This window comes from Burkholderia sp. IDO3, from assembly GCF_003366075.1.
GTDB classification, from domain to species: Bacteria; Pseudomonadota; Gammaproteobacteria; order Burkholderiales; family Burkholderiaceae; genus Burkholderia; species Burkholderia anthina.
The window spans coordinates 1639822-1663127 of record NZ_CP028962.1 but is presented as its reverse complement, the minus strand read 5'-3'; the positions used below and the strand labels follow the sequence as shown (position 1 = coordinate 1663127).

Sequence of the window (23306 nt, the reverse complement as noted above, 5' to 3'; positions counted from 1 at the left end):
GTACGGCCCTCCGTCACGGATTGAGTTTCAGGATCGTGCCTTCGACGGTGTGTTCGCCGGTGGCCGATGACGTCACCTTCGTCCCGCGCACGCTGTGACTCTCGGAGCCGATCGATGCGACATTGACGCCCTGGATCGCAATCGTGCCGTCGCTCTTCATCACGATGCTGGACATCCCGCAGACGAGCGAAAGCTGGTCGCCCGCGTTGACGAGCACCTGATGCTGCACGTTCGTCGTATGGTTCGCGCCGACATTGACGGTGTGTTCGCCGCCGACCGTGTGCGTATGGGCATTCGTGATCGTCGACGTTCGCGTGCCGATCTCTTCGGTGTGCGCCGAGGCCACCAGCGTCTTCATGTCCTTCGACGTCGTCTGATACATCTGTCCGACATTCAGCGTCTTGCCTTCGCCGATCGTTTCGGTCTTGGCATGCGTGACCGACTCCGTGTGGCTGCCGCCGATCGTCGCCTCACGATCCGACGCAATCGTCACGGTCTCCTTCTTCCCGACCGTTCGTGTCCGGTTCCCGCCAACCGCATGCGTCTCATCCACCCCGATCTGCGCGACCCGGCTCTTGCCGATATTCACCGTCTCGTTCTGCCCGACGCTGCGTTGCCGGTTGTTCTTCACCTGCATCGTCTCGTCGTTCCCGACCGTATGCGTGTGATTGTTCCCGACAGAAAGCGTGTGATCGGCCTCCGTCTCCGCATCGAAGTTTCTTTCCGCATGCATCCACAGTTGCTCGGCGCCCTTCTTGTCCTCGAACCGGAACGCGTTCGCGTGCTCGGTCGTTCCGCCCGGCGACGATCGCGACAACAGCCCGCTCTGCGTCGCACTGCCCGGCAGCCCCCACGGCGGCATCTTCTCGCCGTTGAAAACCCGCCCCGTCACGATCGGCTCGTCCGGATCGCCATTGAGGAAATCGACCACGACCTCGTCGCCTACCCGTGGAATCTGCACGCCCCCAAACCCGCCGCCGGCCCAGGGACTCGACACCCGCACCCAGCACGACGAATCCTGGTTGCTCTGCCCATACCGGTCCCAGCGAAACTGCAGCTTCACGCGCCCATACTGGTCGGTCCAGATTTCCTCCCCCGGCGGCCCGACCACGGTAGCCGTCTGCGGCCCATTGGTGCGCGGCCTCGGCGTCTCTCGCAGCGACCGGTAAGGCAGACTCGACGGCTGCACGAGCATCATCGTCTGATGCACGACGGCCTCGGCGCCCTGATCGCTCGCATACGCGTTCTCCTGAAACCGGTACTGGCACCGCACGATCAGATACTCGCGATTCTGGTCAGCGCGCGGACAATGCTCGAGCGTGAACAGATATCCAGGCGCCGCCCCCCGCACGTCCGTTTCGGCACTCGCGCGCTCATGCTCGGCCTGCTGTTCCTCGAGCCGCACACGGCTGTAATGCGCACCCGGCGCATCGTCGCGATACCCGCCGGGCCATTCGAACGATGCGAAGCTGTCGTGATCGTGGCCACGCGGATCGACCTTCTGCGTCGACAGATCGGCCCGCGGCTTCGTGTAGTCGTAGTCGGTGGTCTGATGCTTGCCGACGCTCACCTCCTGCGCGGGCAGCCACGCGTCGATGTGCTCCTCGTCGGCGATTGCCGTGCGATCCTGCGCGATGTACGGGATCGTTTCGTAGCCGGGCAACGCGACGTGCGACGACATCGCATCGCACAGCACGAGCGTGTGACTGTCGGCCGCGTGCCGGAAATAGAAATAGATGCCCTCGAACTCCATCAGCCGCGACACGAACGCCGTATCGGTTTCGTTGTACTGCACGCAGTACTGGCGCGGCACATAGGATTCGGTCAGCTTGTTCTCGATCGGAAAGCCATACGGCGCCAGCACCTCCTGCACGATGTCGGGCACGGTGCGGTTCTGGAAGATCCGGCAGTCGGAGCGACGCGTCGCGAGCCACAGCCACGGCCGCACGATCAGCTCGTAGCCGTAGTGCCGTTCGGCGCGCCGGCCGGCCAGCGTCGCGCGCGCGACGATCCCGTTCAGGTAGCGCGTCGACAGATCCTGCTGCTCGATCCGCACGGTCACGGGCTTGCCGAGCATGTCCTTCAGCGACAGGCTATGGCTGTCCGCCAGCGCCTCGATCCGGAATTCGAACAGGCGGCCCAGTTCGTCGCTGCCGTCGAGCGTATGGAATTTCAGGTCGTCGCCGTGCGGGCTGTCGAGTGTGAATACGCGATTCACGTTGTTCCCTCCTCGTCGAACCGGTACGCGAATTCGCCGTCGGCCGCATTCACTTCGATCGACGTCAGCGCACGCCCTTCGAGCGTGGCCTCGAGGATCGCGCGGCCGATCCGCGGCATCACGGTATGCGTGAGGATCGCGTCGACCATCCGGCCGCCGGATTCGATGGTTCGGCAGCGCTCGACGATCAGCGCGGTCGCCGCGTCGGAGCACTGCAGCCGGATCCCGTGATGCAGGTCGATCCGCTTCTCGAAGCGTCGCAACTGCAGCTCGACGATGCGCGCGAGCGTCGCATCGGTCAGCGGGTAGTACGGCACGACGGTCAGCCGGCCGAGCAGCGCGGCCGGGAACACGTCGAGCAGCGGCGCGCGCAGCGCATCGGCGAGCGTCTGCATGTCGGGCAGGCGATCGGGATCGCGGCACAGCTGCATCACGCGATCGGCGCCGACGTTCGAGGTCAGCAGGATCACGGTATGCCGGAAATCGATGTCGCGCCCCTCGCCATCCTCCATCCAGCCCTTGTCGAACACCTGGAAGAAAATCTCGTGCACGTCGCGATGCGCCTTCTCGATCTCGTCGAGCAGCACGACGCTGTACGGCCGCCGGCGCACGGCCTCGGTGAGCACCCCGCCCTGTCCGTAGCCGACGTAGCCGGGCGGCGCGCCCTTCAGCGTCGATACCGTGTGCGCCTCCTGGAACTCGCTCATGTTGATCGTGATCGCGTTGCGCTCGCCGCCGTACAGCGTGTCGGCCAGCGCAAGCGCGGTCTCGGTTTTGCCGACACCGGACGGCCCGCACAGCAGGAACACGCCGTGCGGCTTGGTCGGGTCGTCGAGCTTCGCGCGCGCGGTCTGGATCCGTTCGGCGATCAGTTCGACCGCATGCCGCTGGCCGACGACGCGTTCGCCGAGCGTTTCGGCGAGCTTCAGCACGGCCTGTGTCTCGTCGCGCACCATCCGGCCGAGCGGGATGCCGGTCCAGTCGGCGACGACGGCGGCAACGGCATGCGTGTCGACGGCGGGCAGCACGAGCGGTGCGTCGCCCTGTATCTCGGCCAGCGCCCGCTGCGCGGCGGCCAGGCGCGATTGAACATCGGCGCGTGCGGCGGCGGAAGGCTCGTGCGACGGATCGTCGTCGAGCAGTGCCGCGCGAGATTCGACGATCGCCGTCAACGCATCGCGCTCGGCCTGCCAGCGCATGTCGAGCCGATCGAGTTCCGTCTGCACGGCGGCAAGCCCGGTATCGATCGCGTCGCGCCGCGCGATGTCGCCGCTGCCGAGCGCGCATTCGCGCCCGACCCGTTCGCGCTCGACGCGCAGGCCGTCGATGCGCCGCCGCGCGTCCTCGATCGGCGCGGGCACCGCGTGCTGGCTGACGGCGACGCGCGCGCAAGCCGTATCGAGCAGGCTGATCGCCTTGTCCGGCAACTGCCGCGCGGGAATATATCGGTGCGACAGCGTCACGGCGGCCTGCAGCGCGTCGTCGAGCACGAGCACGCGATGGTGCGCTTCGAGTTTCGCGGCGAGGCCGCGCAGCATCGTCACCGCGGCCGCCTCTTCGGGTTCGAGCACGTGCACGAGCTGGAAGCGCCGCGTCAGCGCCGGGTCCTTCTCGATGTACTGCTTGTACTCGGACCACGTCGTCGCGCCGATCGTGCGCAGCAGGCCGCGCGCGAGCGCGGGTTTCAGCAGGTTCGCGGCGTCGCCGGTGCCGGCCGCCCCGCCTGCGCCGACGAGCGTATGGACTTCGTCGATGAACAGGATCGCCGGTTGCTCGGACGACATCGCTTCGTCGATCACGCCGCGCAGCCGGCTCTCGAATTCCCCCTTCACGCTCGCGCCGGCCTGGAGCAGCCCGATATCGAGCAGATACAGCGCAACGTCGCGCAGCGACGGCGGCACGTCGCCGGCCGCGATCCGCAGCGCGAAGCCTTCCGCGACGGCCGTCTTGCCGACGCCGGCCTCGCCGACCAGCAGCGGGTTGTTCTGCCGGCGCCGCAGCAGGATGTCGACGATCTGGCGGATCTCGGCGTCGCGCCCGACGACGGGGTCGATCTCGCCGGCCCGCGCGCGCGCGGTCAGGTCGACGGCGAAGCGCGCAAGGGCCGAACCTTCCGCGGGCGGCACGCCGCGCGTTGCGGCGGCGCCGCCGCCCGCGCCCGAGCCCGCGTCGGGATGTGCGGCCGGTGGCGCCTCCGGCGAGCCGTCGACGATCGATTCGAGTTCGTCGGCGAGCAAGTCGGGCACGACGCGTTCGAACTCGCGCGCGATCGCATACAACACGTTGCGCAACTGCGGCGTCTTCAGGATCGCGAGCAGCAGGATCGCGCCGCGAATCCGCGTCGCGTCGTATTTCAACGTGGCATAGACCCACGCGCGCTCGACCGCGTCGTCGATGTGCACGGACAGGTCCGACACCGATCCCGCGCCGCGCGGCAGCCGCTCGAGCGCGGCCACCAGCCCGCGGTCGATGGCGGCCTCGTCGATCTCGAACCTGCGCAATACGCGCTGCAGGTCGCCGTCGGGCCGCTGCAGGAGCTGCTTGAACCAGTGCGCGAGCTCCACGTACGGATTGCCGCGCAGCCGGCAGAATCCGGTGGCCTGCTCGAGCGTCTCGTAGAGAAGCGGATCGAGCTTTCCGAACAGGTTGACGCGGCCGATATCGGACATGACGGTTCCCGTTTAGGCGGTTTCGCGATGAAAGGCGGCGCCGGTGCGCGGCAGGTCGCCACGGCGTGCGTCGTAACGGACGACGAGATCGCGCGCGGGCCCCGCATCCAGCCGCTGCCCGAGCCACGCGGTACGGCCGAGGCCCTGCGCCGCGCCGAGCGCGATCGCCGGCACCGCGTCGGCCGCGAGTTCGAGCTGCACGTCCCAGTCGAACTCGATGCCGACGTATTCGCGCACCCAGTGCGCGAGCTGACGCGCGTGCGGGCCGCCGGGCAGGAAGCGCCGGTACGCGTCGAGCGACAGCGGCCCGAGCACGATCCGGAAATGCGACTGCGCGTCGCGCACCGCGATGCCGAGCGCGACGCCGCCGACGCGCATGGTCGGCCGCGTCGTACGGATCGTGCAGCGTTGCGACCGTTCGATCGCGACCCAGCGCGGCACGTGCTCGACGATGCGTGCGTCGACGCCGAAATGCTGGCGCAGGATCTGCACGAGCCCTTCCGGGTTGCGCGTGTGCCGCACGAGATGGCTCGCATGGAAATACAGCGCGTGCGGTGCGAGCGCGTCGGCTGCCGTGCGCCGGGCAGCGGCGGGCGCGGCCGGCTCGTCGCCGTGCGCCGCGCGCCCGATCAGGCTCGCGACATACGCGTCGAACCGTGCGCGCCCCGGACGATCGAGGCTCACCGTCGGCTGCGCGTCGGCCCACGCACGGTAGAACAGCAGGATCAGCCGGTGATGGAACAGGTCCGCGAAGGCGGCGAAGGTCGGATCGTCGTGCTGGGCCGCGCGCTCGTGCGCGTATTCGGTCAGGTGGGTCGGCAGCGGCCCGTTCGGTCCGAACAACCCGAACCCGTGGATCGCGATGCGCGGCCGCACGACGCCACCGTCGCCGTCGTCGGATACGCCGGCCAGCATCGATGCCGCGAACGCGAGCGACGGCTGCTGACCGAGCCGCACCGGTTCGTCGCGCGGCCGCGCGGCATGGCCGAGCGGCACGCGGCCAGGCGACAGCGCGTCGAGCCAGCGCAATGCCGCGAACAAGTCGTAGCCATGCGGGGCGGCACGCAGCCGTGCCCACCACGCATCGCGGCGTGCGGTGTCGGTAACCGGCTGCGCGCCGGGCGGCGTGCCGTGCTTCATATCGCCGGCCGCCTGCCGATCCGCGCCGGCCAGTGCGCGAGCGTGCCGCGCTGCGCGCTGGTCAGCACGCATTCGGCGAACGCGTTGATCGACACGTGACGCGCGAAGAACTGTTCGAGCACCGCGCCGAGCAGGAACGGACTGTCGCCGGAAAACGCATGATCGTCGACGGTCACGTCGACCTGCACGCCGCGCCCGAACATCAGCGGCCCGAGCGCCGGCAGCCGCCGGAACACGGGCGAAAACGCGACGCGTCGCACGCCGTCGATCTGCCGGCGCATCGCGGCGTCGGCCGGGTCGGCGTGCAGGCCGAGCAGTTCGCGCAGCGCATGCGCGCCCTCGTCGTCGTCGAGATCGGTCAGCGTCTGCCGGGCGAGCCCGAGATGGCGAATGAGCCGCCAGGCCGTCTGCGCATCGGCGACGGGCGGGCGCGGTCGCGACGGGCCGCGAATCGCGACGACTCGCTCGACGGGCGCGGAGATGCGCAGCGTGAACGCGTTCGCGTCGCCCGGCGGCAGCAGCAACGCGAGGTCGCGGTTCGTGCACAGCGTGTCGACGGCCAGGTAGCGCATCGTTTCGTCGTACGGCGCGCACTGGCTGTCGACGAGCGACACGTAGGTTTCGCTGCCGACGTAACCGGTGCGCGTGCCGTTCGCGCGCGCCTGTGCGGACACCAGCCGAGGCTCGCGGCGCATCGTGTAGTACGCGCCGTAGTTGCCGTCGTCGCTCGCGAACGACGCATGAAACGGCCGGAATTCGCGCGACTGGCCGTCGTCGCGCTGTTCGCTCGCGAGCCGCTGCACCGCATAGACCTCGTGATCGAGCGGCCGGCTGCGGTCGACGACGACGTGATGCTCGCGCGCGCCCGGCTGCACCCGGATGCGGTCGCCGCGACGCGCGAACAGGTTCACGGCCGGCGTGCAGTTCAGCGCCAGATGCCGCGCATCGACGGCCGCCTCGAGTGCCGCGTCGTGGCGGTCGAGCAGCACGGTCAGCTCGCATTCGTCGCCGGTGGCGCGCGCGAGTGCGGCACGCAGCCCGTCGATGCCGAAGAACAGGAAGCGCGCCGGAAACGCGAAATACTCGCGCAGCAACCGGTAGCCGTGAAAGCTGCGCCCGTCGTCGGGCAGGATGGCCTGCGCCGGATCGAAACCCTCGTGGACGATCGCGTCGGCATCGAGCGTGTGCAGCCAGCGCGGCGGCTGCCCCGGGTCGTGGCAGACGACGCCGAGCGCATGCGCGGCGATCAGTTCCAGCAGATGCAGCGCGTCGCGCTCGGGGCCCGCGAGATGAAAGGTCAGCCGATCGAGCGGCAATTGCGAGAGCCTGGCGCCGCCGCGGGCCTTGAGCCGGATGCGCAGCGCGCCGCGCACGTCCTGGCGCGCCGGCACGGCGCCGCGCGGCAGCCACGACGGCGCGCCGGTCACGGTCGCGCCGGTCAGTTCGAGCGGCCACAGCGTCAGGTCGTGCGCGGTGCGGAATTCGCAAGCGGTCTGCTCGGACGCGGCCGCGCGGGCGCGCAGCGCGGTGCCGGCCGGCAGCCGCCAGCCTTGCGCGAGGCTGCCTTCGTTGAGCATCGGCGCGAACTGCACGATCGCCATCGACGGCAGCGGCGCGAGATAGCCGGGATACACCGCATCGAGCAATGCCTGCGTGAAGCGCGGAAACTCGGCGTCCATCTTCAACTGCACGCGCGCGGTGAGGAAGCTGAAGCCTTCGAGCAAGCGTTCGACGTACGGATCGGGCGGCCCCGATTCGTGCAGCCGCAGCCGCGCGGCGACCTTCGGGAACTGCTGCGCGAATTCGTCGCCGAGTTCGCGCAGGTACGCGAGTTCGCGGTTGTAGTAGTCGAGCAGGCGTGTATCCATCGTGTCAGCTTCCCGTTGCCGACTGCAGCGACATCGCGCCCGTCTCGAGATCGAGGTCGGAGCGCAGCACGAATTCGACCGGATGCGGGATCGACCACAGCGTGCCGCGAATCTCGAACAGCAGCACGTTGTGACGCCGCTCGCCGGCGCGCGCGCCCGATGCATCGGCGATGCTGTGCACCTCGACGCTGTCGGGCGCGATGCGCGGCTCGAAGCGGACGATCGCATCGCGGATCGACGCCTCGACCGACATGCGTTCGACGCCCGACATCGGCTTGCCGACGAGCGGCCGCATCCCGTAATTGACCACCGACGCCTGTGCGTGCGCGAACGCGGCCCAGTCGACGAAACCGTCCTCGGCGTTGCGGGTATTGAGCAGCCACGCGAGATCGCGCAGCACGGCCGCGCGCAGGCGCTCGGCGTCGATCCACTGCGTGCCGGGCAGATCGGTCACGCGCTGCGGCGCGTCGTCGGTCAGCCGGTCGAGCAGCGCGGGCTGCAGCCGGTCGCGCATGCCGCCGTGCCGGCCGTCGCGGGTGTGCGGGTCGTCCGTCGTCATCGATGCACCGTCACATCTCGGTGTTTTCCTTGATGTTCCAGCCGACCGACACCTCGGCGCCCTTGCCGCCGTTGTCGTTCTGCTGCCAGTACTGCTTCTTCACCTTCGCGGCCTGAAAGCCGTAGTGCATCATCAGCCGGTCGGCCGCGTCGCCGGGATCGATGCCCGCGACCTGCGCGGACGTGACGAGCACTTCCTGCAGCGTCACGCGCATGAACTCGACCTGGGTGCCGCCGGTCTTGCACGCGGAGATCTCGACCTTCGGCAAGTGCTTGCCGCTCGCACAGTTCTTGACGATCGCGGGCGCCCCCTTGTCCATGTATGCGGCCACGACGAGATCGTTGAAGCTCGCCTTGCCCGCGTTGCCGCCGCTGCCGCTCGCCATCGCGCCCGGCTGGCTCGCGCCCCACGTGAACGATTCGATGTCGGTCCAGCCCTTGTGCTGCGCGTCCGCCGATTCGCCGGTCACGCCGTCCACCTTCATAAACATTGCCACGCCCATTGCCGTCTCCGTTTCGGTGCGAAATCAGGTTGAATGCCGGGTTGAATGCGGTCCCGAATGCCGATGGCCGTTCACTCGTTCGCCGCCTTCGCGGACGGCAGCCGCGAGATGAGTCGCAGCGACACGGTGAGCCCTTCGAGTTGGTAGTGCGGTCTCAGGAAAAATTTCGACGTGTAGTAGCCGGGGTTGTCCTCGACCTCGTCGACGACCACCTGTGCCGCCGCGAGCGGCTTGCGCGCCTTGGTTTCCTGCGACGAATTCACGGGGTCGCCATCGACGTAGTTCATGATCCAGTCGTTCAGCCAGCGCTCCATGTCGTCGCGCTCGCGGAACGAGCCGATCTTGTCGCGCACGATGCATTTCAGGTAGTGCGCGAACCGGCAGCACGCGAACAGGTAAGGCAGGCGGCCGGACAGCCGCGCGTTCGCGGTCGCGTCGGGGTCGTGATACTCGGCCGGCTGGTACAGCGACTGCGCGCCGATGAATGCCGCGAAATCCGAGTTCTTCCGGTGCACGAACGGCATGAAGCCGTTCTTCGCGAGCTCGGCCTCGCGACGGTCGCTGATCGCGATCTCGGTCGGGCATTTCTGGTCGACGCCGCCGTCGTCGGTCGGGAACGTGTGACTCGGCAGCCCTTCGACCGCCCCGCCCGATTCGACGCCGCGAATCGACGAACACCAGCCGTACAGCTTGAACGAGCGATTGATGTTCGCGGCCATCGCGTACGCGGAATTCGCCCACGTGTAGCGGTCGTGGTTCGCGGCGTCGGTGTCTTCCTCGAAGTCGAATTCGTCGACCGGATTGGTGCGTGCGCCATACGGCAGCCGCGCGAGAAAGCGCGGCATCGCGAGGCCGACGTAGCGCGAATCCTCCGACTGCCGCAGGCTGCGCCAGGCCGCGTATTCGGTGTTCTGGAAGATCTTGGTCAGATCGCGCGGATTCGACAGCTCCTGCCACGAATCCATCTGCATCAGCTCCGGCGACGCGCCCGCGATGAACGGCGCATGCGCGGCCGCCGCGATCTTCGACAGCTCGCCGAGCATCTCGACGTCCGGCGGGCTGTGATTGAAGTAGAAGTCGCCGACGAGGCAGCCGAACGGCTCGCCGCCGAACTGCCCGTACTCCTCCTCGTAAATCTTGCGGAACAGCGGGCTCTGGTCCCACGCGACACCCTTGTAGCGCTTGAGCATCCGCGCGACCTCGTTGCGCGACGCCGGCAACGCCTTGATCTTCAGCAGTTCGTCGGTCTCGGTATGCGTAACGAGGTAATGCAGGCCACGCCACGCGCCTTCGAGCGTCTGGAATTCGTCGTGATGCAGGATCTGGTTGATCTGCTCGGACAGCTTCCGGTCGATCTCCGCGATGATCTGCTTCACGCTGCCGTACGCGTCGGTCGTCATGCCGACCGTGTGTTCGAGCGCCTGCTGCGCGAGCGTGCTCACCGCGCGCTCGACCGACTCGCGCGCCTCGGCCGTCTTCGGCTTGAACGCCTTCTGCAGCAGCGCGGCGAATTCGCCGGGCGCGGTGGCCGACGCTGTACCGCCGCGGGTGTCGAGCGTGTCGCGTGCATCGGCACGGGATTGGGCGGGATCATTCATCGCGGGCCTCCGGTTGGGTCGCGTCGCCGCCCTGCGCGGCGGGGCGCGGCTCGCGCACCAGCGTCTTCAGCAGGTCGGGGTCGTTGATCGCGCGTTCGATCAGCTGCTCGGCGCCGTGCTTGCCGTCCATGTACGACAGCAGGTTCGACAGCTCGGTGCGCGCGTCCAGGAGGCGGCGCAGCGCGTCGACGTTGCGCGCGATCGCCGCCGGCGAGAAATCGTCGATCTGCTCGAACGTCAGATCGACGCTGAGCATCCCTTCGCCCGTCAGCGTGTTCGGCACCTGGAACGCGACGCGCGGCGCGACCGACTTCATCCGCTCGTCGAAGTTGTCGATGTCGACCTCGAGGAACTTGCGCTCCGGCAGGTCCGGCAGCGGTTCGGCGCGCTTGCCCGCCAGGTCCGCGATGACGCCCATCACGAACGGCAACTGCACCTTGCGCTCCGCGCCGTAGGTCTCGACGTCATACTCGATCTGCACGCGCGGCGCCCGATTGCGCGCGATGAACTTCTGTCCGCTGCCTGCCGCCCTGGTTCTGTCCGTCATCGTCCACTCCTTCACATCGATCAGATTGCGTGTACGCCGCCGCCGCATGGCGGCCTGCCTCATTCGCTCCGCTCGCCGCTCAGCAGGTCCAGCTTCGGCAGGCTCTCCGGAGCGAGATCCCGGATGATTTCGTAGAAGTCGAGCGCGAGCAGCCGCTGCGCGCGCCGCAGCAGCAGCGGCGCCGGGTGGCTCGGCTCGTGCAGTTCGAAATAGCGGCACATCTTGTCGAGGCCGATGCGCACGTCGTCTCGGCTCGTGACCTCGGCATCGCGCCACGCCTGCCCGTTCGGCACCCCCGCCGGCGCCGATGCGGCCTGCGCCGCCGGCGTCGAACCGTCCGGTGCGGCCGGCTGCTGCGCCGCCGGCGCGGGTTCGTGCACCGGCACTTCACGGGCGATCCGTTGCAATGCCTTCTCCGTATCGCTCGCATCCGGCGACCATTCGTTGCCGAGCCGGTCGGTCACGTGCGCGCGGATCGCGTCCAGTGCGCGCAGCGCGGCACGCACGACATCGACCGGCACGCGGCCGTCGTCGCCCGCGGTCGACAGCGCGGCGACCAGGCTGCCGACGCCGCCTGCCGCCGGCCCGCCGGCTTCGTCGCGGCCGTCGAGCGCGCGTTCGGCATCGCGCACGCTCGGGCCGCCGTCGAACAGCGGCTGGCGCCGTGCCGCGCGCGCGCACTCGTGCGCGCCGGCGACATCGGCGAGCGCAGTCATCCGCGGTGTCGGGTCGGGTTCGCCGTCGGCGTCGAGGCGTGGATGAAGATCGTCCCACCAGCGCTCGAGCCAGCCCGCGACGACCGCGAGCCCGTCCGCGTAGCCGGGCATGCCGTGCTGCTCGGTCCAGCTGCGCGCGAGATACGCGGCGACGCGCAGGTCCTTCGTCCGTTCGCTCAGCGCAAGTGCGAGACGCTCGACCGCGCGCCAGTCGGGCGTTTCCGCCGGAATCACGGTGTCGCCGTACTGCTGCTCGGCGCGCGGCGTCGCCCGCTGCTGAAGCTGCATGAACTCGGCGTCGTATTCGAGGTTCGCCCCGCACGGCGCATCGGGCGCGACCTCCGCGAGCAGCCGGCCGATCAGGTCGGCGCGCGGCGTCGCCGACAGGCCGGACGACGGCGAGGACGCGACGGCGGCGGCCAGCGCCGCCTGGCTGACGTCATTCGAATGCATAGTCGATGTTGATCGGTTTGCTGCCGAAATCGATCGCCACGGTGCGGTGCAACGGCGGCAGGGAACCGTTGCGGATCTCGATCTGATAGACGCCCGGCGTCAGCGACACCGCGCGCAGCGGCGGGCTCGCGCCGCGCCGCGCGCCGTTCACGTACACGTCGCCCCACGGACGCACGTTGAAACGCACCTGGACGGTTTCCTGTTTCGGGGGACGCGGCTCGGTGGCCTGTGCGTTGACCGCGGCGACCGCCGTGTCGGCGTCCGATGGCGATGCCGGGGCTGGCACCGGTGCCGTCGGCGGCGACGCGGCGGCTTCCGACGGCGGCACAGTGACGACGCGCTCGGACGCATCGAGGCTGCCGGCCGGCGCAATCGTCGAGCCGGAGCCGGCTTGCGGTGGCGTGGCGGCTGCGATGTCCGTGGCGGTCGTCGCAACCTGTGGCGCGGAGCCGGCCGCCACGGCGGCGGGCGTGCTGGCGGGTGTGGCGGCCAGCGACGGCGGCGGCACCTGTGCGGACGATCCGGCCGGCAGGCTCGACGGCGGCACGACGATCGGCGTCGGGCCGTGCTGCGCGAGCGCCGTGTCCGACGCACCGGCCGAAGACGCAGCGCCCGCTTGCGGCTGGCTTGCGCCGGCTTCCGGTTCATTCTCGACTTTCGCGGGGCGCGACAGATAGGTCGCGGCGATGCCGACGACGATCAGCACCGCCAGCGCGCCACCGACGTAGGTCGGGATGCGCCGGTTGCCCGTCCGGGTGAACGACGGGCGGCGTGGCGTGCCGGCCGGAAGCGATGCGCCCGCCGGGGACGTCGACGTGGATGCACCAGCAGCACCAGCAGCACCAGCAGCACCAGCAGCACCAGCAGCACCAGCAGCACCAGCAATCGGCCCCACCGTTCCACTCGGGTTCCCGATATCCGTTGCATCGCGCTGCCCGATGCCCGCCCCGGCGCTTGCCGATCGCATGCCGGTGTCGTCGTGCGCTTCGGTCTTCGAAGCCGACCGTGCATCCCGCGGCGCGTCCTGTGCGCGTTCCGCCTCGGCTTCACGTCCGTCGGAGCGCGCTGTTTTCGCGGAAGCCGGCGACGTTTGCGCTACGGACGAAGAAGCGGACGAAGCGGATAGCGCGCCCGCTGCCGCTCCCACAGCGGCAGCCGTCTTCGCCGCCGAAGGCACGCTGTCTTCCGGCTTGTCTCCAGCGGCATCGGCCGCGGCAGACTGCGTGTCCGGTGTGTTCGACCGACCTTCGGGCTGCTGAGGCTGCGCCCCTCGCACATCAGCGGTTGCGTTGCCCGACGCCGTGCCGCCTTCACCAACCGACGCCGACGCCTTCGTCGCGGCAGCGGCAGCGGCAGCGGGAGTGAGAGCGGCAGCGGCCCCCGAAACCCCGGCAGCCACCTTCCCCTCCCCACTGTCCCCCGCATCCCCGGCCGGCGTCACAACCGCCGCGCCATACCCGCCGCCCGTCCGGTCGAGATCACGCAACCCGAGTTCCGCCGCGAACGCCGCGACCGACTCCGGCCGATCCGGGATCCGCAACTGCAGCGCATGATCGATCGCCGCGAGAAACGCCGGGCTGTATACCTCGCCGGCCGGCAACTCGCGCGACGCGAGTGGCCGGTACGTGTCCTTGATGCTGCGCACGACGGCCGCCGGCGGCAGTTCGCCGGTGATCATCGCGTGCATCACCGCGCCGAGTGCATAGAGATCCGTCCACGGCCCCTGGCTGAATGCGGGATCGTCGGTGTACTGCTCGATCGGTGCGTAGCCGGGCTTGATCATCATCGCGCCGTCGTCGACGAGATCGCCGATCCGTTTGCGCGCCGCGCCGAAGTCGAGCAGGATCGCGCTGCCGTTCGGGCGGATCAGCACGTTGTCGAGCGCGACGTCGCGATGAAAGCACTGCGCGCGATGCAGCGTGTCGAGCGCACCGAGCAGCGCGCCGACGATGCCGCGCAATTGCGTCTCGCTCATCCGCATGCCGCTGTCGAGCAGTTGCTTGAGCGTGCGCCCTTCGTAGAACGGCATCACCATGTACGCGGTGCCGTGGCTCTCCCAGAAATGCAGCACCTTGACGAGCCCCGGGTGGTCGAATTGCGCCAGCAGGCGCGCCTCGTTGAGGAACGCGCCGCGTCCCGCGTCGAACGCCTGCGCGAACCGCTCGGAGCGCAGCGACACCGTGTAGTCGCCGCCGCGCGTCGCGAGCATCGACGGCATGTACTCCTTGATCGCGACCGCGCGCCGCAACGTGCGGTCGAAAGCGCGATAGACGATGCCGAAACCGCCGATGCCCAGCACCTCGTCGAGCTGCAGCTCGCCCAGGCGATGACCGAGCGGCAGCGGCCGCACCGTGAATTCCGGCGCGTCGCCGCGGGTCGCCGTGTCGTGCTCGTTGTCTCTCGATACAGGGTCCTTCATGTCTACCTCGCGATACCGCATCCGTGTTGCCCGCGTTGCCTGCCGTCGAGCGCCGGCCATCAGCCGTCGCCGAACAGCGTCAGGAACAGCGCGTTGTCGGGCGCGCCCGTATGCGCATGCGTGCGCAGCGGCGATCCGTCGGCACGATTGGTCCACCAGAAACTCGTCCCGCCGTGCGGATCGAAATAGCCCGACAGCCCGGGCCATGCGGCGAGCGCCGGCCGCTGCGGCAGCGGCGCCGGCAGGCCGTCGACGCGCTCCGCCGGCGGCGCGCCGCCCGCCGCGAGCCGCACGCGATCGAGCGTCTGCTCGAGATCGACCGGCGCGCGCGCATGCCGGATCGCGTCGAGCAGTGCATGGCCGATCTGCCAGTAGAACGCGTCGGCGGCATCCGGCAGCCCGTTCCAGTAGTCGGCCGCCGGCATCGGCAGCGTGACGATCACCGGGTAGTAGCGCCCGACGCGATCGCAGCTCGGGGCGAGACAGCCGGCCTGCACGCACGCCGCACCGGCGCCCGCCGGGATCAGGAAATTCCAGACCGGCGCGACCGTGTAGTGGCGCGCGATCTCGTCCGGGCCGCGCTGGCGCATCGCGGCCATCCCCTGCTGAAGCCAGCGTTCCCACCAGAGCGCGAGCGCATGCGGCAGCCGGCTGTTCACGAAGTCGCCGGCGCCGGGAATCTTTCCGTACCAGGCCGGGGCGTCGCCGTCGGCGCGCGTGAGCGGCGGGATGCGGCTCATTGCTTCGGAGGGCATGTAAAGGACTCCATCTGGGGCAGCCTGAACGGATTGCGGACACTGCCGGCATTCACCTGCAGCACGAGCGGTTTGCCGTCGACCGTGAAGCGGGCGATCATCTGGTCCGAGCCGCGCCCGGCCGACACGGCCGCACGGTCGAACAGCCGGTGCAGCGCCCACGGCCCGTCGGTGGTGAAGCCGTCGCTCGCGCCGGCTTGCCCCGACACCTGCAGCCGCACCTGGTTGCTGCCGCGCGGGCCCGGCCAGTCCACCGCGCTCTGCACGAGCGGGCCGTGCGCGTAGCGGACGATCTGGCCGTCGACGTCGAGCACCATCTCCGTGATCGACGGGTCCATTTCGAGCGGCTGGATCTGCACCTTCAGCTGCGCCGTACGCGCGCCGCCGCCGAAATAGACGTCGCGGATCACCGCGGCCTTCTCGAACGACGACAGCATCGCCGCCGCGGCCGGATCGGCATCCGCATTGCGGTTCGCGAAACGCCACGGGTGCGACGTCGTATCGACGATCGACTGCAGGTTCTTCTGGAAGAAATCGTCCATCAGGCCGCCCGGCGCGAACATCTGCGCAAAATCCGCCGGCGCGACGTCGCGCGACGCGCCGCGCGCGAACGGATAGCGGCCCGCGATCGCCTGCCGGCAGAAATCGCCGACGTTCGCGCCGGCCCGCTGGGCGACGCTGCGCTGCTCGACGGTCGCGACGCTGCCGTTCGCGACGTTCGACAGGTCGTCGAGCACGTCGCGGAACGGCGTGGGCAGCCGCCCGGCCTGGGCGCGCAGACGCGCGGGCGCGTCGGACGGCGGCGGCTGTGCGCCGCTGCGCAATGCGTCATCGGTGGCCGTCAGGTACGTATAGAGCGCGTCGATCGACTTCAGCACCGCATCGAACGCCTGCGCCTGGTCGCCGCTGCCCGGCGCGAACGCGCGCAGCCCGGCGAAGTGACTGTCGACCACCTGCTCGGGGCTCGCGGGCGCCGCCGCGGACGGATTCGCGTCGCTCGCGCCCTGCCCGGCGAAGATCTGCGACAACGAGTTGCGCGCCTCGTCGACCTTGTCCTGTGCGCGCGACGCGAGATTGGGCGCACCGCCCGGCGCATCGCCGAGCGCCGTATCGCGTGCGAGCGCAACCATCAGCCGTGTGAGCGGCGAATCCGCCGCCGACAGCGCACGCGCGACCTGGATGCTCTGCGCGAGCGTCGCCGTATGCTGCAGCTTGATGTCGGCGAGATAGTCGTCCCAGATCTTCAGGTAGTCGTTCAGGTACAGCTGGCGGATGTCGCGCGCCCACGCGCCGGCGTCGTTCGGCCCGGGAATCTCGGACAGCCCGAGGTTCAGCACCCACACTTCTTCGCGCCCGTACGCGTCGACTTCGCTGGCGAGACGCGGCGAGAATACGTTGCGATAGCCGTTGCGCGTATACAGGCCCGGCACGCCTTCCGACAGCGGCTTGCCGCTCTGCCGGCGAAACACCAGCGACGCATCCGGCCCGACCGCGCGCGCGACGCTGAAGTCGAACACGGACGTTGCCGGCCGCAGCGTGCGCGTGAGCTGGCGGTACAGCCGCTGCGAAAACGGCACCTGCCGCAGCCGGTCGCGCACGTCGGCCACGAGCCGCTCGTTCATCGGATACGGCGACACCGCCACCCGGTTGCCGAACAGCGCGGCGAGATGCGCGCGCAGCGCCGAGCGTTCGGCCGGCGAGAAATCGGGCGGCAGCGAACGCTCCATCTCCAGGTCGACGACGGCCTGCACGAACGCGGGATCGTAGTGCGCGCTGTCGTACAGCATCAGGTACGCCTTCAGCGCCGCATACGCGTAGTCGGTTTCGTCCGGCCGCGCGTCGCGCAGCGCGGCCTCCATCCGGCTCGCGGCGATCGGCAGCAGCACGTCCTCGAGCGCGCGCCGGTACACGGCGTCGACGGCCTCGTCGATCTTCTCGCCCTGAAAGAGCCCCCAGCGATACGCGAGCGGCGGATGCGCGCGGTCGACGCCGCCGGCATTCGCGAGCCCGCCGAGCGCGTCGAGCACGGGCAGCAGCCGCGCGATATCGGACGCATCGGAGAATGTCGCGCCGGCGATCTGCGAATCGACGGCCGGCACGCGCTGCGCGATCCGGTCGAGATACGCGCGATTGTTCGCGTAGCTGCGCAGCCACGCGGCCAGCACCGCCACGCACACGATCGCGAGCAGCGCGTAGCCGGCGATCTGCAGCACGCGCCGTTTCTGATGCCAGCGCAGGTCGCTGCCGGCGAGCGCGGCCTCGCGGAAGATGTGTTCCTGCAGCAGCGACTTCAGGAAGAAGCTGCGCCCGGTCGAGCCGACCTGGGCGACCGGCGGCACGCCCTCGATCTTCAGGAAACGCTTGATGCCGCTCATCACGCGGTCGAACGCCGTGCCTTCCTGCGTGCCGCTCGTCAGATACACGCCGCGCAGCATCGGCATCGGCTCGAAGCTCGACACGGAAAACACCTCGGCGACGAACTGGCCCAGCATGTCCTGCAGATCGGCGACCTGCTGCGGCAGCAGATACGCCATCTCGCGCTGGCGTGCATCGGTCTGCGTCGCGAGCAGCTCGGGCAGCCCGTCGTTCAGCCGCTGATGCAGCAGCCGGTATTCGCGGTCGAACGCGGCGCGCAGGTCGAAGCCTGGCGCCTCGCTCTGCGCGAGCGGGAACGTGAAGCCCCACACCTGCGCGCATTCCGCGCGGCCGAAGCCGCCGAAATACTCGGTGAAGCCGGCCAGCAGGTCGGCCTTCGTCACGAGCAGGTAGACGGGGAAGCGGATGCCGAGCTGCGCGCGCAGTTCGAGCAGCCGCTTGCGCAGTACCATCGCGTGCTGCGTACGCTCGGCCTCCGACGCGCCGACCAGATCGGCGACGCTGATCGTCAGCATCGCGCCGTTCAGCGGCTGGCGCGTGCGGTACTTCTTCAGCAGCTCGACGAAACCCTTCCACTCGGCTTCGTCCAGCGCGCGGTTGCCTTCGTGCGTCGTATAGCGGCCGGCCGTGTCGATCAGCACCGCGTCGTTCGTGAACCACCAGTCGCAGTGCCGGGTGCCGCCCACGCCGCGAATTGCGGCCCGGCCGAACTGCTCGGCGAGCGGAAAACTGAGCCCCGAATTGACCAGCGCGGTCGTCTTGCCCGAGCCCGGCGCACCGATGAACACGTACCACGGCAACTGATACAGATACTGGCGCGACATCCGGTCGAACCAGTGCGCCAGCCCCTTGCGCGCGGTATCGGCCTGCCCGAAGCGGACTTTCTTCAGCAATGTCGCGGCCTCGTCGAAGCGGCTGCGCAACTCGTCGAGCTGCGCCTTCGCCGGATCGTCGGCGATGGCCGGACCGGGCGCGGCTTCGCGCAACTGGTTCAGCAACTGGGCGTTCAGGCGGCTCGCGCGCCAGCTTCGCCACGCCACGCGTGCGCCCCACGCGACGAACAGCGCCGCGATCGTCACGCCGCGCGCCCAGCCGCTCTCGAGCGGCCGGACGTCGGCGAACGCGAACAGCGGCCCGGCGAGCCACACGAAGCAGGCGAGCACGACGAGACCGGCGAAGGTCCAGATCTCCCGCGACGGCAACGGCCGGACGAAACGCGCGACAGCCTGGTTCATGTCAATGCGCTCCCGGCGTGGCGCCGACGGCGGCGCTGCCGGGCGCCGGCAGCAGCGTGATCTCGACGCGCCGGTTCAGCGCGCGGTTCGCGGGCGTATCGTTCGGCGCGACCGGATCGAGCGTGCCGCGCCCCTCGGCCGCGAGCCGCTCCGGATGGTCGAGGCGCGCGGCGAGCATGCTGCGCACGGCCTCCGCGCGTTCGCGCGACAGATCCCAGTTCGACGCGAAGCGTGCCGTATGCACCGGCGTGTCGTCGGTATAGCCGGTCACGCGCACGTTGCCGGGCACCTGGTTCAGCGCATCCGCGACCCGCGCGAGCACCGGCGCGTAACGATCGATCACCGACGTCGAACCGGACTTGAACAGCCCGTCGCCGCGCAGCACGATCACGCTGCGATCGGCGCCGTCGCGCACCGACACGAGGCCGGCCGCGATCTCGGGCGCGAGGAATTTCGCGATGCGCGGCGCCGGTGCCGGGCGCGGCGGCGCCTGCGCGGGCTGCAGCTTCGGCACGTGCAGCGCGTCGATCGACGCGAACAACTGATCCGAATGTCCGGCCAGCGCGATGCGCAACCCGACGAACACGCCGAACCCGATCAGCAGCGCGAGCGCCACGCACACCCACAGCGGCACGACGAAGCGGCGCGACACGTCGCGCGTGACGACGTCGCGCCAGTGCGGCGACAGCGCGGGATCGAATTCGCCGCGAACCGACCGGATCGTGTGGGCCAGCTTGCGGCGCAGCGCGTCGAGCTCCGCGTGGCCGTTGTCGAGCACCCGATAGCGGCCCTCGAAGCCGAGCGCGAGACAGAAATACAGCAGCTCCAGCAGGTCGAGGTGCTGGCGCGGCTGCTGGGACAGGCGTTCGAGCAGGTGGAAGAACTTCTCGCCGCCCCAGGTTTCGTTGTGGAACGACACGAGCAGGCTGTGGGACGACCACACGCTGCCGCCCCACGGCGTCAGCGCGGCCGCTTCGTCGAGCGCCGTGCACAGGCAATAGCGCGCGCCGATGATCGCCTCCGACGGCACGCCGGCTTCCTGCGCGCGCGCCTCGAACTGGCGGATCTCGACGACGAGGTGCTCGCGCAGCCACGCCGGATTCGGATGATGGACGGTCGAACGGATCTGCGGCACGAGATTGAGCAGCGGGTTCGCGGCCGCGACGAGCGGATTCGTGCCGCTCGCGGCCCAGCGGCCGGGCCGCGGCTGCTGCGCCGTCGGCCCGGCCGCGCCGGCCGCGGCGGCCGGATGCGTGCCGCCCGGATTCGGCGGCACGAATCCGCCGGCGCCGGCGGAGATCGAATCGGAGGAAGAATTCATCGCGCTGCCCCGCCCTCACCCGCGGATCGCCCAGAACTCCATCGAGAGCCCCGGGAATTCGCCGGCGAAATGAAATGCAAGACCGCCGGAGCGCGCCAGCTGCTTCCACAGGTCGCCGCCCTTGTCGATCTCGAAATAGGTATGACCCGCGTGGTACGGGATCTGCCGCGGCGCGACAGGCAACTGGCGCATCGCGATGCCCGGCAGCTGCAACTGCACCAGATCGCGGATCCGTTCGACCGGGCCGAGCTTCGCCTGCGCGGGGAACCGTGCACGCAGGCTGTCGGCCGGCACGTCCGCGCGCACCGCGAGCACGAAGCCGGCCGTGTCGCGCAGCGCGGGATCGGCGAGCGTCGCGACCCGGATGCCGTTGCCCGCGTCGCGCAGCTCGATCTGGATCGCGTTTTGCTCCAGCACCGTCGACAACGACCGGCGCAACTCCGTCATCAATTCGGCGAAGCTCGTGCGCAGGTCGTCGTGCACGTAGACCGCGAGCGATTGCGGACGCCGGCCGGCCGCCGTGAACGTGCTGAGGTCGCAGGCGAGCTTCAGCCAGTCGCAGAACAGCGCCTCCGGATGCGTCGCGACGTCCTGCTGCGCATGCCAGGTCAGCGCCAGATAGCGGTTCACGAGCTGCAGCAGCAGGAAATCCGCGACTTCCGACACGCCGCCGCGCCCCGGTTCCGACAGGCGCTCGGCCAGCGCGTCGCTGCGCTGCGTGAGCAGTCCGTGCAGTTCGCGCGTGTACGCCAGCAACGCGGCGTCGCGCTGCGCGACGAGGCGCGGCGGAATATAGCCGTCGTCGACGAGCAGCCGCGCATCGGTGCGCCGCTCGACGATCCGCACGACGCCGAGCGCATGCCAGTCGCCGGTCAGCTCGGTGTCGAGCATCAGCCGGACGTTCAGGCGCCCCGTCTGCAGCAGCGCGGGGCCGAGCGCGACCGCGTTCGCATCGGCCACCTCGTATTCGCGCACGACGTAGCGCGCGGCGTCCATGTTGCCGCCGCTGCCCGGATCGGCGCCGAACGACACCTCTTCGCCGCCGCCGCGCCACAGCGGCAGCGCCAGCACGACCAGCTGGTCCTTCACATCGGCCGGCACGTCGAGCGGTTCGGGGAGATCGTCGGGATGCGACAGGTCGAACGGCGTCCCGTCGCGCATCACGCCGGCCGCCGCGCGCAGCGCGACCTTGCCGAGCGCGAGCTGCTCACGGTCGATCTCGAGCGAGTCGAAGCCCCAGTAGAATCCCTGCAGCGGCAGGCAGCGCAGCGCGACGTAGCGTTCCCAGTGCCGCTCCAGCTGCTGGAAATGCTGCGGGCGCAGGAACATCCCTTCGGTCCACACCACGCGCTGACGCAGTGCGGCGACCGGCGTCGCGGACATCGTCGGTTCCGTCATGGGCGCCCCCCCGCGTCGTTCAACGCGAGACCGCCGTTCCTGACCGCGATCGACAGCTTCAACTCGCCGGGCGAGGTCTGCCAGAACTTGTATACGTTGAGCTGCTTCGCGCGCGGCAGCGGCACCGTCAGGCGCCAACGGTTCTTGTCGAGCATGCGGTACTCGGCGACCACGCCGATCGCGCCGGCCTCGACATTGCCGCGGTAGTGCAGCGTGCGCGACTCGCCCGGCCGCAGGATCACGCGGTCGGTGCCGAGCAGGTCCGCGCCGAGGATGTTCTCGGGCTTGTCCTGGAGCGAGAAGAAGTCTGCGCCGTTGAACGTCGACACCGCGCGCAGCTGGAACACCTTCAGCACGATCGGCGACGGCTTGCGGTTGAGGTCGGGATTGACGTCCGGCGCCACGTCGACCGTGATCGCATACGGCACCGCGGCGGCACGCTCGGTGGCGCCGCACCCGGGCAACAGCAATACACATCCCAATACGATGAACCCGCTCGACCGCCATCGCATATCTCGCCCTCGCAGCCCAATAATCCCCCGCCGATTTTCGCGTTCAAAATCGGAGATCGGGACTAAAAGGGGACAATTAATTGACCGGTAATTATGTAACTCGCACATCCTTCCATTCAAATGGCAATCGGCAATTTATTCTTGAAAAAGCCGGGTCAAATCTCCAATTACGGGCCGGGGTCGAAATTGTGGAGATGACGATGGATTGAATTGATTTCGGTCATTTTTAGAAGACGTGTTGATTCGACCGGCTCGCCGCGGCGGCCCGGTTCTATGGCACGGATACTTGCTGTATGGGCGCGCAACCCAAGCCCACTGGCCTTCGGAGACGGGTGGCGAGCGCCTCGCGGGTCGTGTCGGGCTGTTTGCATTGCGCGAACGGATGGCCGTTTTTCCGGTCATTGACGCTCGCCGAGCAAACAGCTGATGAATCCCAAAAGCACAGCGAACTATAGAAGCGATTTTCTGGATTAACAAGTCTAGAAATTCGTAGTCGATTTGAGTGCTAACTCCATCGCAATTCCCGAAATGAAACAAAAAGTAACGAAGCAAACCGGTGGCATGATTGGCACTAGAATCCAACAGCGCTTGTGTGTCACCTTCCAATTACGCAAATATTTCATTTCAAAATGAAAGGCCGTTCATCGATCGTGATTGTTCTCGGCGCCTTGTTGCTGGGAATCGGCGGGTGCAGCACGTCCCCCACGCAGTCGGCGGCGCGCGCCGAGGTCGACAATGCGCGCGCCGCCTATGGCGCCGGCGACTACGGACGCACGATCGCGATCCTGAGCCGCGCGAAGGAGATCGACGGGGCCGACACCGACACGCAGATCGCCGCGCACAAACTGCTCGCGTTCAGCTACTGCGTGACGAACCGCATCACGCAGTGCCGCGCCGAGTTCTCGAAGATTCTCGACCTCAACCCGCGCTTCGACTTGTCCCCCGCCGAGAAGGGGCATCCGATCTGGGGGCCCGCGTTCGAATTCGCGCGCCGCAGACATGCGTCGTCATCCTGACCGA

The 23306-nt window shown here is 69.0% G+C and carries 16 protein-coding genes; 1 reads left to right on the top strand and 15 read right to left on the bottom strand.

Annotation, left to right across the window (positions count from 1 at the left end; translation table 11 throughout):
• Positions 1-13: 13 nt before the first annotated feature.
• From tssI to tssJ, 15 genes are all read right to left on the bottom strand, one after another.
• A complete protein-coding gene (tssI, locus tag DCN14_RS07655) occupies positions 14-2218 on the bottom strand; it encodes a type VI secretion system tip protein VgrG (RefSeq protein WP_096499374.1) in 2205 nt (734 codons plus the stop codon).
• The gene (tssH, locus tag DCN14_RS07650; protein ID WP_096499372.1) at positions 2215-4887 is read right to left on the bottom strand and encodes a type VI secretion system ATPase TssH; all 2673 of its coding nucleotides are present in this window, start codon (positions 4885-4887) and stop codon (positions 2215-2217) included. The genes tssI and tssH overlap by 4 nt, the downstream gene beginning before the upstream one ends.
• Positions 4888-4899: 12 nt before the next feature.
• Entirely contained in the window at positions 4900-6027 is a 1128-nt protein-coding gene (tssG, locus tag DCN14_RS07645) for a type VI secretion system baseplate subunit TssG (protein ID WP_115531373.1), read from the bottom strand.
• Positions 6024-7895, bottom strand: a complete 1872-nt coding sequence (tssF, locus tag DCN14_RS07640) for a type VI secretion system baseplate subunit TssF (protein WP_096499370.1) — start codon at positions 7893-7895, stop codon at positions 6024-6026. Before tssF ends, tssG begins: the two co-directional genes overlap by 4 nt.
• Positions 7896-7899: 4 nt before the next feature.
• On the bottom strand, positions 7900-8454 hold the full coding sequence (gene tssE / locus DCN14_RS07635) for a type VI secretion system baseplate subunit TssE (RefSeq protein WP_096499368.1): 555 nt from the start codon (positions 8452-8454) through the stop codon (positions 7900-7902).
• A gap of 10 nt (positions 8455-8464) precedes the next feature.
• Entirely contained in the window at positions 8465-8956 is a 492-nt protein-coding gene (locus tag DCN14_RS07630) for a type VI secretion system tube protein Hcp (protein WP_059525502.1), read from the bottom strand.
• A 71-nt stretch (positions 8957-9027) separates the two neighbouring features.
• The gene (gene tssC / locus DCN14_RS07625; protein WP_096499366.1) at positions 9028-10554 is read right to left on the bottom strand and encodes a type VI secretion system contractile sheath large subunit; all 1527 of its coding nucleotides are present in this window, start codon (positions 10552-10554) and stop codon (positions 9028-9030) included.
• Entirely contained in the window at positions 10547-11101 is a 555-nt protein-coding gene (gene tssB / locus DCN14_RS07620) for a type VI secretion system contractile sheath small subunit (RefSeq protein WP_096499967.1), read from the bottom strand. Before tssB ends, tssC begins: the two co-directional genes overlap by 8 nt.
• A gap of 59 nt (positions 11102-11160) precedes the next feature.
• Positions 11161-12270: a type VI secretion system protein TssA gene (gene tssA, locus DCN14_RS07615; protein WP_096499364.1), complete on the bottom strand. Its 1110-nt coding sequence runs from the start codon at positions 12268-12270 to the stop codon at positions 11161-11163.
• Positions 12257-14689, bottom strand: coding sequence for a serine/threonine-protein kinase (locus DCN14_RS07610; RefSeq protein ID WP_096499362.1), 2433 nt, complete (start codon positions 14687-14689; stop codon positions 12257-12259). The genes tssA and DCN14_RS07610 overlap by 14 nt, the downstream gene beginning before the upstream one ends.
• A 59-nt stretch (positions 14690-14748) precedes the next feature.
• Positions 14749-15444, bottom strand: coding sequence for a type VI secretion system-associated protein TagF (gene tagF, locus DCN14_RS07605; protein WP_172441855.1), 696 nt, complete (start codon positions 15442-15444; stop codon positions 14749-14751).
• Positions 15426-19055: a type VI secretion system membrane subunit TssM gene (gene tssM, locus DCN14_RS07600; RefSeq protein ID WP_096499358.1), complete on the bottom strand. Its 3630-nt coding sequence runs from the start codon at positions 19053-19055 to the stop codon at positions 15426-15428. The genes tagF and tssM overlap by 19 nt, the downstream gene beginning before the upstream one ends.
• 1 nt (position 19056) lies before the next feature.
• Positions 19057-20376 (bottom strand): DotU family type VI secretion system protein, encoded by a 1320-nt coding sequence (locus tag DCN14_RS07595; RefSeq protein WP_115531372.1) that lies wholly within the window; start codon positions 20374-20376, stop codon positions 19057-19059.
• Between the two features lie 15 nt (positions 20377-20391).
• Entirely contained in the window at positions 20392-21774 is a 1383-nt protein-coding gene (gene tssK, locus DCN14_RS07590) for a type VI secretion system baseplate subunit TssK (protein ID WP_096498558.1), read from the bottom strand.
• Positions 21771-22286, bottom strand: a complete 516-nt coding sequence (gene tssJ, locus DCN14_RS07585) for a type VI secretion system lipoprotein TssJ (RefSeq protein ID WP_096498560.1) — start codon at positions 22284-22286, stop codon at positions 21771-21773. The genes tssK and tssJ overlap by 4 nt, the downstream gene beginning before the upstream one ends.
• Positions 22287-22915: 629 nt before the next feature.
• Here tssJ and DCN14_RS07580 point away from each other — a divergent pair.
• A complete protein-coding gene (locus tag DCN14_RS07580) occupies positions 22916-23302 on the top strand; it encodes a TssQ family T6SS-associated lipoprotein (protein WP_096498562.1) in 387 nt (128 codons plus the stop codon).
• Positions 23303-23306 lie beyond the last annotated feature (4 nt).